Origin of the sequence: Goodfellowiella coeruleoviolacea (assembly GCF_024171785.1) — a bacterium.
Lineage (GTDB): Bacteria > Actinomycetota > Actinomycetes > Mycobacteriales > Pseudonocardiaceae > Goodfellowiella > Goodfellowiella coeruleoviolacea.
In genome coordinates this window covers 1-13,445 of the sequence record NZ_JAMTCK010000023.1, presented here as the reverse complement: position 1 = coordinate 13,445, position 13,445 = coordinate 1, and the positions used below count along the sequence as shown (strand labels likewise).

The 13,445-nt window shown below is 74.1% G+C and carries 12 protein-coding genes and 1 pseudogene; 3 read left to right on the top strand and 10 right to left on the bottom strand.

What is annotated here, in order from left to right:
- Window positions 1-80 precede the first annotated feature (80 nt).
- Entirely contained in the window at window positions 81-755 is a 675-nt protein-coding gene (locus LX83_RS34870) for a response regulator transcription factor (protein WP_253779640.1), read from the bottom strand.
- 33 nt (window positions 756-788) lie between these two features.
- On the opposite strand from LX83_RS34870, the gene hisN reads away from it, so the two are divergent.
- Window positions 789-1,574, top strand: coding sequence for a histidinol-phosphatase (gene hisN / locus LX83_RS34865; RefSeq protein WP_253779639.1), 786 nt, complete (start codon window positions 789-791; stop codon window positions 1,572-1,574).
- 360 nt (window positions 1,575-1,934) lie between these two features.
- Here hisN and LX83_RS34860 read toward each other — a convergent pair whose 3' ends face one another.
- The 5 genes and pseudogenes from LX83_RS34860 to LX83_RS34840 form a co-directional block, all read right to left on the bottom strand.
- Entirely contained in the window at window positions 1,935-2,576 is a 642-nt protein-coding gene (locus LX83_RS34860) for a class I SAM-dependent methyltransferase (protein ID WP_253779637.1), read from the bottom strand.
- 345 nt (window positions 2,577-2,921) lie between these two features.
- A pseudogene (locus LX83_RS34855) lies at window positions 2,922-3,191 on the bottom strand (hypothetical protein); the annotation flags it as partial.
- Window positions 3,188-5,923 (bottom strand): glycohydrolase toxin TNT-related protein, encoded by a 2,736-nt coding sequence (locus tag LX83_RS34850; RefSeq protein ID WP_253779635.1) that lies wholly within the window; start codon window positions 5,921-5,923, stop codon window positions 3,188-3,190. The pseudogene LX83_RS34855 and the gene LX83_RS34850, both read right to left, overlap by 4 nt.
- An 11-nt stretch (window positions 5,924-5,934) precedes the next feature.
- On the bottom strand, window positions 5,935-6,255 hold the full coding sequence (locus tag LX83_RS34845; RefSeq protein ID WP_253779633.1) for a WXG100 family type VII secretion target: 321 nt from the start codon (window positions 6,253-6,255) through the stop codon (window positions 5,935-5,937).
- Complete coding sequence (locus LX83_RS34840) at window positions 6,252-6,755, bottom strand: YbaB/EbfC family nucleoid-associated protein (RefSeq protein WP_253779631.1); 504 nt, start codon at window positions 6,753-6,755, stop codon at window positions 6,252-6,254. The genes LX83_RS34845 and LX83_RS34840 overlap by 4 nt, the downstream gene beginning before the upstream one ends.
- A gap of 171 nt (window positions 6,756-6,926) precedes the next feature.
- Between LX83_RS34840 and LX83_RS34835 the strand changes: the two genes are divergently transcribed.
- On the top strand, window positions 6,927-7,412 hold the full coding sequence (locus tag LX83_RS34835) for a MaoC family dehydratase (protein WP_253779629.1): 486 nt from the start codon (window positions 6,927-6,929) through the stop codon (window positions 7,410-7,412).
- Here LX83_RS34835 and LX83_RS34830 read toward each other — a convergent pair.
- From LX83_RS34830 to LX83_RS34815, 4 genes are all read right to left on the bottom strand, one after another.
- Entirely contained in the window at window positions 7,409-8,086 is a 678-nt protein-coding gene (locus tag LX83_RS34830) for an adenosylcobinamide amidohydrolase (protein ID WP_253779627.1), read from the bottom strand. The genes LX83_RS34835 and LX83_RS34830 overlap by 4 nt on opposite strands.
- 127 nt (window positions 8,087-8,213) lie before the next feature.
- Window positions 8,214-9,176 carry a hydroxymethylglutaryl-CoA lyase gene (locus LX83_RS34825; protein ID WP_253779625.1) on the bottom strand — a complete coding sequence of 321 codons (963 nt, stop codon included), beginning with the start codon at window positions 9,174-9,176 and terminating at the stop codon, window positions 8,214-8,216.
- A 5-nt stretch (window positions 9,177-9,181) separates the two neighbouring features.
- Window positions 9,182-9,721, bottom strand: a complete 540-nt coding sequence (locus LX83_RS34820; RefSeq protein ID WP_253779622.1) for a PH domain-containing protein — start codon at window positions 9,719-9,721, stop codon at window positions 9,182-9,184.
- Window positions 9,722-9,970: 249 nt separating this feature from the next.
- Window positions 9,971-10,807: a biotin--[acetyl-CoA-carboxylase] ligase gene (locus LX83_RS34815; protein WP_301329433.1), complete on the bottom strand. Its 837-nt coding sequence runs from the start codon at window positions 10,805-10,807 to the stop codon at window positions 9,971-9,973.
- Between the two features lie 294 nt (window positions 10,808-11,101).
- Here LX83_RS34815 and LX83_RS34810 point away from each other — a divergent pair, with 294 nt between their 5' ends.
- Window positions 11,102-12,742 (top strand): acyl-CoA carboxylase subunit beta, encoded by a 1,641-nt coding sequence (locus LX83_RS34810; RefSeq protein ID WP_253779615.1) that lies wholly within the window; start codon window positions 11,102-11,104, stop codon window positions 12,740-12,742.
- Window positions 12,743-13,445: the final 703 nt, after the last annotated feature.

Genomic DNA, 13,445 nt, shown 5'->3' with positions numbered 1-13,445 from the left:
GTGGTGACAGCGTGGCATCCGCCGGCCGACGCGTGGGCACCAGTTGGTCGGGGGCGGGCCATCACCCAGCCAGCGGTGACCTAGTCCGCGTTGAACCGGAAGCCGACACCGCGCACCGTGGCGATCCGCCGTTCCGCCGAGCGCATGGTGCCGTCGCCGAGCTTGCGGCGCAGCCACGACATGTGCATGTCCAGGGTCTTGCTGCTCTTCAGCTCGGGGTCGTGCCACACCTCGGAGAGGATCTCCTCGCGGCTGACCACCTGACCGGCGTGCTGGATGAGCACCCGCAGCAGTTCGAACTCCTTGTTGGCCAGTTGCACCTCGCGACCGTCCACGGTGACCCGGCGCGCCGCCAGTTCCATGCGCACGCCGTTCACCTCCAGGGTGCTCGGCGCCCGGCGCCGCAGCAGCGCCCGGATCCGGGCCATCAGCTCGGCCAGCCGGAACGGCTTGGCCACGTAGTCGTCGGCGCCGGCGTCCAGGCCGACCACGAAGTCCACCTCGTCGGCGCGGGCTGTGAGCATGAGCACGGGCAGTCCGCGGCCGCCGGCGCGCAGTCGCCGGCACACCTCCAGTCCGTCCATCGTGGGCAGACCGAGGTCGAGAACGAGCAGGTCAACGCCACCAGCGGCGGCGACGTCCAGGGCCGCGGGCCCGTCGGTGACCACCTGAACGGTATAGCCCTCCCGCTGCAACGCCCTGGACAGCGGTTCTGCGATCGCCGGGTCGTCCTCGGCCAGTAGCACCACGCTCACGGTGTCCACCCTAGGCGTGACAGCATCGCGCTCGTGTCAACCTTCGGCCCTGATCTTGAACTCGCCCTCCGCCTGGCTGACGCCGCGGACGCGACCACCCTTGCCCGATTCCACGCCCGTGACCTGGTGGTGCACCGCAAACCGGACCGGACCCCGGTGACCGACGCGGACGTGGCCGTTGAGGACGCGGTGCGCGAGCAGTTGGCCATCGAGCGCCCCCAGGACGTGGTGGCCGGTGAGGAGCGCGGCGGCACGGTGGGGCAGGGCCGGTCCTGGCTGCTCGATCCGATCGACGGCACCAAGAACTTCCTGCGCGGGGTGCCGGCGTGGGCCACGCTGATCGCCCTGATCGTGGCCGGCCGGCCGGTGGTGGGTGTGGCCAGTGCCCCGGCCCTGGGTCGCCGCTGGTGGGCAGCGGCCGGCCAGGGCGCGTGGACCAGTGCGCCCGGCCAGCCACCGCAGCGGATCAGGGTGTCCGAGGTCACCGACCTGGCCGACGCGTACGTGTCCACCACCCACCTGGGCACCTGGGTGGAGCACCACGACCGCCGGTCCTACCTGCGGCTGGTGGACGCCTGCTGGGAGAACCGGGCGTTCGGCGACTTCTGGCAGCACTGCCTGGTGGCGGAGGGGTCGATCGACCTGGCCGCCGAGCCGATCGTCAACCCGTGGGACGTGGCCGCGCTCCAGGTGATCGTGGAGGAGGCCGGCGGCCGGTTCACCGATCTGACCGGCGTGGCCCGCTACGACGGCGGCAGCGCCCTGTCGTCCAACGGCCACCTGCACCAGACGGCCCTGGACCACCTCGCCCGCGACTGACCACGCGCTCAACAGGTCGCACGCGCGATCCGGTGCGTGCGGGGCGGACAGCGCCGCGCCGAGAACGCGGCAACGCCTGGCCGGCTGGGCTCGTGACGCCGCCCTGACCGCAGTCCCCTCCCTGACCGCAGTCCCCTCCCTGACCGCAGCCCCCGCCCTCCCAGGGGGGCGACCCCAGGTCCAGCCTATCGCCGCTGATCAGCGAGGCCCAGCGCGCGATGTGGGGCTGTGGATAACTGGGTGCCCTGTGGACAACTCGGCGCGGCGCGCTGCGTTCACCGCCGCTTGGTCGCGCTCGCCGGGCCCGCTCTCCGAGCCGGGCGGGGCCGGCCTGGCTCGTGGTGGGCGCCGCCACCGCGCTCAGCTCGTGGTGTCGGTCCGCCGGTAGACCAGCAGGTAGCGCCAGAACAGCAGGCGGCGGACGGTGGCGCCGGGTAGCAGGTCGACGGCCTGGGCCCGGATCTCGCGCAGGGTCATGGCGGGCGCGGTGGCTGGCGCGCTCATCCGGTCGTGCAGCACGGTCGGTCGCCCCAGGACCGCGCCGGTCCGCTCCCACGCGGCCACGCCCACCCTGACCACCGCGTTGGCCGGCACCGCGGCCAGTTCGACCGGCGCGTCACCTGGCCAGCTCTGCCGGTAGCAGCCGAGCACCGCGAGCACGCCGCCCGGCGCCAGGGCCTGGCGCAGCGCGGTGACCGTGTCGAACGGCACGTGGTGCAGGCTGGCCAGGCAGGAGATGAAGTCGTAGCGGCCGGCCGGCAGCCGCATGGCGGTGATGTCCGCGTGGATCCAGCGGATCCGGTCGGTGCCGGCGCCGATCCGGGTCCTGGCCAGTTCCAGGGTGTCACCGGACGGATCCACCGCGTCCACGCTGACCCCGCGCTGGGCGAGGCGCCGCGCGAACCCGCCAAGACCACACCCCACGTCCAACGCCTTCGCGGCGTCCGCCGGCAGCTGGCGCAGCAGCAGTCGGTGATAGAAGTCGTTGTGGTTGAACGGCATTGGTCGAGTATGCGGGAACGCGGGCGGCAGTGATCAGGACAGCGGCGGGCCGGCGGGGGCCGGCCCGGTCGGGGGTGCGGCGGGCTGGCCGGGGTTGGCCTGCCCCGCTGTGGGCGGGATCGTGCGCGGCTGGGTCACCTCGGCCGGGTCGACGTCGGCCGGCGCGGGTTGCCGGCTCGGACTGGACTGGCCCCCACCCTGCTGGGCCGGCCCCTGTGGGGACACGCCCTGCTGGGACACGCCCTGCTGGGGCACGCCCTGGTGCGGGGTCGCTGCCTGCTGGTCGGTGCCCTGGTGCCCGGCCTGGACCGCGCCACGCGGCGGCGTGCCGGGCTCGTTCGCAACGGGCAGCACGCCCACCGCGCCCCTGGCCACCTGCGACCAGGTGAGCCGGCCGAACAGGTAGTGGCAGGCCACGTGCTCGCTGCTGAACCGGGCCCAGTCGTAGCGGTTGCCCTGTTCCCGCCAGAACACCTCCCAGCCCGGCTGGGGCTCTTCCGGGCCACCGTCGTCGCGCAGCAGGCACCAGGCGTTGTCGGCCTCGGCGCCCACCGACACCACCTCGGCGGGCACCCCCACCGCCCGCAGCCAGTCCACAATGGACTCCATGTTCATCCGGCTGCCCCCTCGCGCTCGTTCTGGTCGGGCTGGCTCTGGTCCAGCGGTTCGGTGTCGGACGGCCGGGACGCGCCCTGCTCGGGCGGGTCGGATGCTGCCGGCGCGGATTCCGGCCGCGGTGTGGTCGCCGGGAGCTGGTCGGTGATGTCCGCCAGGTAGCCGAGCACCACCAGGTCGGCCACCGGCCAGGTGGTGCGGTAGCGCCAGCCGCCGCCCGGCTGCCCGAACCAGCTGGCCGACATGGCCCGCCAGGCCGGCAGGGGCCGCAGCACCCGGTAGCGGTGGTAGCCGGCGTCCCGGTGGGTCGGTGGCAGCGCGCGCTGGCCGAACGGGGTGTCCGCCTCGGCCAGCACCCGACCGTCGGGGCTGCCGAACCGGTCGATCTCCACCCCCACCGCGAGCACCACGGGCTCGCCCGGCTCACAGCCGCCTTCGGGGAACACCTCGGCCGGTGGCCACGAGTACTCGGCGCGCCGGCCGCCCTCCGGGTCGGCGGCCCGGACCAGGAAGCGGCGGTCCCAGTCCCGCTCGTGCTGGCCGGCCAGCGGGTCGTGGTCGGCGACCAGGGCGGCCACGGCCGGCGCGGTGGCCGGTGCCGGCTCGCCCGGCTGGACCGGCGGCCGGCCAGCAAGCACGCTTCGCACCGTGTCCGCGTCGCTGACCAGGGCGGACTCCGGGTGGTCCTGGGGTGGGAAGCGCAGGCCGGCCGCGTAGTCGACCTCGGCGGGCGGTGGGGGCAGTTGGCGGGCCGGCCGGTCCGAGGGCACCGGGAGGTGCCCCAACGGGAACATGTGCACCAGGAACAGCGCCATGGACTCCACCGCGGGATCGCGGCGCACGGGGTGGGCCGCGACCGGGCGGTCCAGGCCTGGCTGGCTGATTCCCGGCTGGTTGATCCCCGCGTAGGCGCCGACCACCGCGCCGGGCTGGACCGCGACCGGGGCGGCACCGGCGTAGCCGCGGTTGACCACGGCCCCGGCCGCGAAGTCGGCGCCGAGCCGGTTGCCAACGGCCGGCTGGGGGGCGGGCGCGCCCGCCCCGGCTCCGGGCTGGCCGCCGCCGGGCTGCGCGGTGGTGCCGGGCGCGGGCGCACCGGGTTGACCGGCGACCACGTGCCCCACGCCGAACTGCGCACCGGGCTGACCGCCGCCCCCTGGGCCGGCCACCCCGGGGGTCGCACCCGCGTTGGGCATCGCGGGACCGGCGCCCAGTTGTCCAGCCCCCAGCTGTCCAGCGCCCGGCTGACCGGCACCCAGCTGCCCGGCACCGCCGGGGAGGCCACCGACCGGGCTGCCGGCGACCGGCCCGGCGCTGACCGGCCCAGCACTGACCGGCCCAGCGCTGACCGGGCCTGGACCGACCGGGCCGGGACTGACCGGGCCGAAGCCCGGCGCCGGGTGGTTGGCGCTGCCGGCGCCACCGGAGATCCCGCCGCCGCCGTGTCCGGGCAGGTGGCCGGCCGCGGCCGAGGAGTCGGGCACGGCAATGGACGGTGCCGCCGGGGCGGTGGCGAAGGACTGGTGCACCGCGTCGGCGCGACCGACCGCGCCGCTGACCACGTCCCTGGCGACCGGGCCGGTGTCCACGGAGACCGACACCGGGGCGGAGCCGCCGCCGGCGTGCCCGTGGCCGGCGCCACCCAGGTTGACCGAGACCCGACCGGTGTCGCCGTGGGGGTCGCCGCCGACGCTGACCGAGGGCGCGGGCGGGGTTTCCCGGTACGACGGCTCCGGGTCGGACTGGGCGGGCCCGGACTGGGCGGGCCCGGGCTGGGTGTGGCCGGACTGGGTCAGGCCGTCCACGGCCGAGGGCAGCACCTCGGGCGCCCTCGGGCCGCCACCGCCAGCACCGTGCGGCGCGCCGCCGCCCTGATCACTCCACTGTGGACTGTCCAGACCGGACTGGTCGGTGCCGGCCGGGCCGTCGCCCAACCACCCCGGGCCCTGGCTGTCACCACCCGGGCCGTTCGGCCCCTGGTACTGCCCGTCCAGCCCCAACAACCCGCCTGGGCCGTCCAGGCCAAGCTGCCCGTCGAGGCCGAGTTGCCCGTTCGGGCCGGGCTGGCCGGTGGGGCCCCACTGGCCCTGCTCGCCGAGCAGGCCGCCCAACAGCGGGTCGCCCTGCTGGCCTGCACCGTTGAACAGCCCGTTCACCAGCGTCTCGGCGAAACCGGAGAACGGCCCCTGCCCGCCCGCCCTGGTGTCGATCAGGCTGGTGTCCCGCACGTCCAGCCCGCTGTCCGGGTCGACCGAACTGGTCAGGGTCTGGTTGATCTGCGCGACGTTGGCCGAGGCCGCCCGCATCGCCGTGGTCATGCCCAGCAGGGCGTTGGGGTGGCCGGTGGCGGCGGCCTGCTCGGCCGCGTCCACGTTCTTGGACAGCGTGACCAGCTGCTGGACGATCTGCACCTTGGCCGCGCCGACCTGGTCGGCGGCGTGCTCCAGCCGGTCGGCGTTGGCGTAGCAGTCCCGGGTGGTGGCCGGGAAGTGCCCGTCCGGTCCGACGAACCCGTCCCAGTGCCGGGTGGCGGCCTGCCCGGTGCCGCCCTGCACGGCCGCCAGCGCCGAACCGGCCGCGCTGTCCGCGTCGGTGGCCAGGGAACTGACCTGGTCGCCGGCGGTGCGCCAGGCCTGGGCGCTCTGCCGCAACGCGTCCTCGTCGGCCTGCGGCCACTGCACGCCGATCCTGGCCGCGATGTCGGCGAGTTCCGCGGGAAGCTCGATGCCCATCGCGTTCCCCCTCAGCCCTCGGTCCCGCGCAGTCGGGCGGCGTTGTCGTGTTCGACCTGCTGGTAGGCGGCGGCCGTGTCGGCGAACCGCCGGCCCACGTCGTGCAGCTGTTCGCTCAGTTCGTCCAGCCGGGCCATGGTGGACTGGGCGGCGGGCACGTGCCGCTGCGCGAAGCTGCGGCCGATCGCGTCCGCGCCCCAGCACTCCCCCAGCGCGGCCAGTTCCCGCTGCAACCGAGCGGCGATCTGCCTGGCCTGCTCGCCCGCCGCGGTCAACTGGGTGGCGCCGGTGAGCAGCCGCTCGTTGTCGCTGCGGAATCCGTTGGTGGTCACCGTGCCCTCCGGTAGCTGTCCCCGCGCAGCCAGGTCTGCCGGTCCTCGTTGCTGTCCTCGTCCTCGTCCTCGTCGTCGTCCGGGACGGGGGCGGGCCGGGCCCGGGTGCCGCCGGCGGGACCGGCCGGCTCGTCCGGGGCCAGCTCATCCGGGCGCAGGTCGGCCGAACCGGCGAGCACGGCCGCGGGATCAGAACCGGCCGGCAGGATCGGGGACAGCTCGCGCTGGGCGGCCGCCGCCGCCTTGGCCGCCGCGGCGGCCGCCGTCCGCACCACCAGGTCGGCCAGTTCGGCCGGCCGGTGCCGGTGGTAGGCGGCCTGGTCGATCACCAGGCCGGTGAGTCTGCCCTCGGCCCCGCTGGTGGCGGTCACCGTGCCGTCCGCGCTGGTGGCGGATTCGCTGACGGCGGCGAGCGCGCGCTGAACGGACCCGAGCAGCTCTCTACTGCGCCGGTAGTCCGCGAGCAGTTCGTCCACCTGGGCCCGGTGGTCGGTAGTCACGGCCACCTCCGGTTCGTGTTGCCGGGCACGGCGCTTCGGCAGGCCGACGGCGGGCGCGTCCACCGGCGATGCCGACAGCACAACGTCGGTCGGTCCCTTCTTTGACGTGCGGTCCGCAACTCCGGTTCCCCCCGTTCGGGTGTATTTCCCGGAGCTGTCAGGATCGGCGGGGTGACCACTACCGCCTTCGAAGATCTTGTCCCCGGCCGGGTCATCGACCTGGGGGAGAGCACCGTGGACCGCGCGGAGATGCTGGCCTTCGCCGAGCGGTTCGACCCCCAGCCCTTCCACCTCGACGAGGAGGCCGGCCGCCAGTCCGTGCTGGGCGGGCTGTGCGCGTCGGGCTGGTTCACCGCGTCGCTGTGGATGCGGGCCTACGTCGACCACGTGCTGGCCGGCTCCACCTCACAGGGCTCCCCCGGCTGCCGGGAACTGTCCTGGCTGGCCCCGGTGTTCCCGGGGGACGTGCTGCGCTGCCAACTGGAGGTGCTCGGCGCCCGGCGCTCGCGCACCCGACCCAACCTGGGCATGGTGGACATGCGCGGCACCGCCCACCGCGGCGAGCGGTGCGTGCTGCGGCTCGCCTTCACCGGCATGTTCGGCTGCCGGGACGCCGACCAGCCGCGGCAGGACGACGGTCCGGCCGGCCAGGACTAGCCCCGGGACGGCCACTCGCTCCGGGCATAGCCGCCGGTGGTCAACAGGCGCAGGCCGGCCTCGACCGCGGCGTGCGCGGCACGGGCCAGCGCCGAGCCGACCGAGGAGCGGGGACCGCCGTACCGCTCGGCCGGACCGGTCGTGGGGCACAGCAGCACCACCGAGTCGGTGGGCGTGCCGGTGCCGGGCACCCCGGCCTGCCTGAGCACCTGCGCCTTGGCCTCCGTCACCGTCATCACGGCGTTGACCAGCGCGGACTCGCTCAGCCGCACGGGCAGCCAGCAGATGGTGTTGATGGTGCCCGGTTCCGGGGACGCCACCGCCGGAGCCGGGCTGGCCGCCCAGGTGGGGTGCAGGCCGATCCCGGTGGTCGCCGACACCACCACCCCGCTGTCCGCGCCGAGCACGGCGAGCCGCACGTCCACCGCGGTGAGCAGGCCGACTCCCGGTCCGGTGAGGCCGATCTCGTCGGCCATCTCGGTGACGTGCCGGTCCGGGTCGGGCCGGTCGTAGCCCTTCTCCACGCTGGCGTTGATCACCCAGCGCCGCTCGCCGAGACCGCCGCCGTGCACGGCCGAGGACAGCGCCAGCCACGGGTGCTCGCTCTGCCAGGCCAGCACCGGGGTGCCCGCCACCCAGTGCAGCCGCTCCGCCCAGGGTGGCCGCTGGCCCACCGCACCGCTCGATAAGGCAGACAACCCCGCCGCCCTGTCCACGCCGTCGCCTCCGTTGCCGTTCACGCCGTCACGCCCGTCTCGCCCGCTCACGCCCGTCTCACCCGGTGAGCCCCGCCCCGGTCGGTCAGCCCCGGCCGCCACCCAGCGCCCGGACCACCCGGGACGGGCTGGGCCGGCCGAGCCGCTCGGCCATCCACACGCTGGTGCGCACCAGGGCGTCCAGGTCAACGCCGTGCTGGATGCCCAGGCCGTCGAGCATCCACACCAGGTCCTCGGTGGCCAGGTTGCCGGTGGCCGACTCGGCGTAGGGGCAGCCGCCCAGCCCACCGGCTGACGAGTCCACATTGGACACCCCGAGGCGCAGTGCGGTGAGCGTGTTGGCCAGCGCCTGCCCGTAGGTGTCGTGGAAGTGCACGGACAGGTCGGCCATGGCCACGCCCGCGTCGGCGAACGCGGTGAGCAGCCGGGTCACCTGCCCGGGTGTGGCCACGCCGATGGTGTCGCCCAGCGACAGCCGGGAGCAGCCCAGGTCGAACAGGCGCAGCCCGACCCGGACCACCTGGTCGGCGCTGACCGCGCCCTCCCACGGGTCGCCGAAGCACATGGAGACGTAGCCGGTCACCGCCATGCCCTCGGCGCTCACCGCCCGGCCCACCACCGGCTCGAACATGGCGAACTGCTCGTCCAGACCGCGGTTGAGGTTGCGCCGGGCAAAGCTCTCGGTGGCACTGGCGAACACCGCGATCTGCTCGACCCCGGCGGCCACGGCCCGCTCCAGGCCGCGCTCGTTGGGCACCAGCACCGGGTAGCGGACCCCGGCGCGGCGGGACAGCCGGCGCATCAGCTCCTCGGCGTCGGCCAACTGCGGCACCCAGCGGGGGTGCACGAAGCTGGTCGCCTCCAGCACGGTCAGCCCGGCGTCGGCCAGCCGGTCCAGGAACTCCAGCTTGACCTCGACCGGCACCACGGTCGACTCGTTCTGCAGGCCGTCCCTGGCCCCCACCTCCCAGATGGTGACCCGCTCGGGCAGGGTGTGCGGTTCCGGGAACGGGGCCAGCTCGGGCAGGCCCACCTCGCGCGCGCCCACCCGACTCACCTCTCCTCGAAGTGCCGCAGGTCGGGGTGGAAGTCGGGGTGGAGGTCGTCGTGCGGGTTGTCGTTGACCTCCCGGTACAGCAGCGAGTGCACCCGCTCCACCTGCGGGATGTCGTCGAACTGCAGCGGTTCGTCCGCGGCGGACTCGATGATCAGCGTGCCGCAGCCGACGATCCGGTCCAGCAGGCCGTGCTCGAAGCGCACGCTGTTGATCCGGGACAGCGGGATGTCCAGGCCGACCCGGTTGAGCACGCCCTCCCGGGACATGACCCGGTCGCTGGTGACGATGAAGTGCGTGGTGCGCCAGCGCACGAGCGGGGTCAGCACCAGCCAGATGATCAGCACTGCCGCGATCACCCCGATGACACCCCAGGCGATCGTGTTCCAGCTCTGCTCCGCGACCAGCGCGGCCAGGTACGCGCCAGCACCGACGGTGATCAGGAACACCAGCACCGGGAAGATCAGCATCTTCCAGTGCGGGTGCTTGTGGATCACGACGTACTCGCCCTCACTGAGCAGGTCGTCTGGGTAGGCCACAGCGGTCCCTCCGTACGTCACACCGCAAGGTCGGCGGGTCGGTGTCGACCAGGATCAACACCGGTGCCTCGCTCACCGTACCGGCGGTAGCCGTGGTTGCCAGGGGCGCCGAGCCAGGTCAGCTCGCCGGCGGCGGCGGCGGTGCCGGCTCACCGGGCACGGTGCCCCCCGGTGGGGGCTTCCCGGTGGGGTCCGCCGGTCGGGTCCGCCGGTCGGGTCCTGCCGGTCGGCCTCCTGCCGGCGCGGCGCTCAGCGCACCGGTCGCACGTGCACCACGTCACCCGCGGACAGTGACCGCTGCACCCCGGCGGGGTCGCGCACGGTCAACCGGCCGTCCTCGTCCACGCCGACGGCCGCGCCGGTGAGCGCGGTGCCGTCGGGGAACTCCACCCGGACCTGCTGGCCGATGGTGGCGCACACCTCCCGGTAGGCCTGCCACAGTCCGCTGCGGCTCGGGTCGCCCCCGCTCGCCCGCCACTCGCGCTCCAGCTCGGCGAACCGGCGGAGCAGCGCGGCGGCCAGCTCCTGCCGGGACAGGTCGGTGGCGCCGGCGGCGACCAGCGAGGTCGGTGGCAGCGCGCCCGGCCGGACCGGCAGCTCGGCCGGGTCCTGACTGACGTTGATGCCCATGCCCACCACCACGGCGCGGTCGGCCGGCGCGCTCACCGCCTCGGCCAGGATGCCCGCGGCCTTGCGCTGCTCCGGGCCGATCAGCAGGTCGTTGGGCCACTTCAGCGCGGCGGTCAGGGTGGTCAGCTCGCCGATGGCGGCGACGAGGGCCACCCCGGCCAACAGCGGCAGCCAGGACAGCCGGGCGGCGGGCACCCCGGCCGGCCGCAGCAGCACGCTCACGTACAGCCCGGACCCCTTGGGCGAACTCCACTCCCGCTGCTGGCGGCCCCGGCCGGCGGTCTGCTCCTCGGCGATGAGCACGGTGCGGTCGGCCGCGCCGGCACCGGCGGCCTCGGCCAGGTCGGCGTTGGTGGAGCCGGTGCTGTCCAGCACGGTGAGTGCGGCGTACGGGCCGGTGGGCGCCACCAGTGCGGCGCGCAGCGCGTGGACGTCGAGGGGGCGGTTCACGGACAGCAGGGTAGGGCCCACCCGGCCGGCCGGCACAGGGGCGCGCGCACCGCCGTGGCCGTCGGCGTGCGGGTGGGGCGCCGCGTGTTCCGCTCCACCCGCCGGTCGGAGCTGGACAGCGGGTGGAGCGGAACGGCGTGCCGCGGTGCGAGCGCGGACGCCGGACAGCCTGCGACCTGAACCGCACTGGAGGTCAAGCCCGACCGACCGCGACAGCCGGTGGTGTGGTGGTGGCGGACAGTGCGTGAGGTTGGTGACGTCTTGCCCGGTGCCAGCCAGTGCTGGCTACGCTGACCAGTCATGAGCAGTGCGACCGCGCCCATCGGCGACGTTCCCGCCGAGCTGCCCGACATCCACACCACGGCTGGCAAGCTCGCCGACCTGTACCGGCGCACCGACGAGGCAGTGCACGCCGGGTCCGCGCGTGCGGTGGAGAAGCAGCACGCCAAGGGCAAGAAGACCGCCCGGGAGCGGATCGACATGCTGCTCGACCCCGGCTCGTTCGTCGAACTCGACGAGCTGGCCAGGCACCGCTCGACCAACTTCGGCCAGGAGCGCAACCGGCCCTACGGCGACGGCGTGGTGACCGGCTACGGCACGGTCGACGGCCGGCCGGTGTGCGTGTTCAGCCAGGACGTGACCGTGTTCGGCGGCTCGCTCGGCGAGGTCTACGGCGAGAAGATCGTCAAGGTGATGGACCTGGCGATCAGGACCGGCCGGCCGATCGTGGGCATCAACGAGGGCGGCGGCGCCCGCATCCAGGAGGGCGTTGTCTCGCTCGGCCTGTACGGCGAGATCTTCCGGCGCAACACCCACGCCTCGGGCGTGGTGCCGCAGATCTCGCTGATCATGGGCGCGGCGGCCGGCGGCCACGTGTACTCCCCGGCGCTGACCGACTTCACCGTGATGGTCGACCAGACCTCGCACATGTTCATCACCGGCCCCGACGTGATCAAGACGGTCACCGGTGAGGACGTCGGCTTCGAGGAGCTGGGCGGCGGGCGCACCCACAACACCAAGTCGGGCAACGCCCACTACCTGGCCGCCGACGAGGACGACGCCATCTCCTACGTCAAGGAGCTGCTGTCCTTCCTGCCGTCCAACAACCTGTCCGAGCCGCCGGTGTTCGACGCCGAGGACGTGGGCAGCGGCTCGGTGGCGGAGAACGTCACCGACGCCGACCGCGAGCTGGACACGCTCATCCCGGACTCGGCCAACCAGCCCTACGACATCCACGAGGTCATCACCCGGGTCCTCGACGACGGTGAGTTCCTCGAGGTGCAGCAGCTGTACGCGCCCAACATCGTGGTCGGCTTCGGCCGGATCGAGGGGCACAGCGTGGGCGTGGTGGCCAACCAGCCCACCCAGTTCGCCGGCTGCCTGGACATCGCCGCCAGCGAGAAGGCCGCGCGGTTCGTCCGCACCTGCGACGCGTTCAACATCCCGGTGCTGACCTTCGTGGACGTGCCCGGCTTCCTGCCCGGCACCGACCAGGAGTGGAACGGCATCATCCGCCGGGGCGCCAAGCTGATCTACGCCTACGCCGAGGCGACCGTGCCACTGGTCACCGTGATCACCCGCAAGGCCTACGGCGGGGCCTACGACGTGATGGGCTCCAAGCACCTGGGCGCCGACATCAACCTGGCCTGGCCGACCGCGCAGATCGCGGTGATGGGCGCGCAGGGCGCGGCCAACATCGTGCACCGCAAGACGCTGGCCGCGGCCGCCGCCGAGGGCCAGGACGTGGACGCGCTGCGCGCGCGGTTGCAGCAGGAGTACGAGGACACCCTGTGCAACCCGTACGTGGCCGCCGAGCGCGGTTACGTGGACGCGGTCATCCCGCCGTCGCACACGCGGGGCCAGGTGGCGCGGGCGCTGCGGATGCTGCGGGACAAGCGCGAGACCCTGCCGCCCAAGAAGCACGGCAACATCCCGCTGTGACGCGCGCCGGCGCGGGTCAGGGGTGGACGGCCCAGCGGTGGGCGTTGGCCCGGCGGCCGGCGTTGGCCCACTGGCCGGCGTTGGCCCAGCGGCCGGCGCGGGCCCAGCGGCCGGCGTTGGCCCAGCGGCCGGCGCGGGCCCAGCGGCCGGCGCGGGCCAGGGGTCGGCGCGAGCCAGGGGTCGGCGCGAGCCAGGGGTCGGCGCGTAGCAGAACCGCCGCGGGTTGGCACGGTTTTGCCGACTCTCGCGCGCGACTGTGGACAACCGCTGGAGCTGTCCACAGCCGCGTGCGCACCCCTGGCGCGGCGGCGGGGCGCGGATAGGCTGGTGCAGGGGTCGCCCCCCAGGGAGTGAAGTGGGCCCCGGAAGTTGGACTGGAAATCCAGTTCCGACTTTGGGGGAGCAGTTCGTGCATCCAGGTAGTTCGTTGTCTGAGCGGCAGCGTGAGGCTGCTGTGGCGTTGTTCGGGGAGGGGCACGGGTCGAGGTCCGTCGCGGGTCGGTTGGGCGTGTCTCGTGACGCGGTGAGAGGGTTGTACCGCCGCTGGCTTCTCCGAGGCGCGGGAGCGCTGATCATGGATTCGACCCCACGGTCGTTCTCGTTCGAGTTCAAACTCGATGTCGTGCGCCGGTTTGTGGACGGTGAGGCCACCGCGGCCGAGTTGGCCCACGAGCACGACCTGTCCTCACCCGACTTGGTCAAG

Bases quoted from the DNA above. Each gene is read 5' to 3' on its own strand.
- LX83_RS34810 (WP_253779615.1), top strand. From the start codon at position 11,102: ATGAGCAGTGCGACCGCGCCCATCGGCGACGTTCCCGCCGAGCTGCCC.
- LX83_RS34860 (WP_253779637.1), bottom strand. From the start codon at position 2,576: ATGCCGTTCAACCACAACGACTTCTATCACCGACTGCTGCTGCGCCAG.
- LX83_RS34850 (WP_253779635.1), bottom strand. From the start codon at position 5,923: ATGGGCATCGAGCTTCCCGCGGAACTCGCCGACATCGCGGCCAGGATC.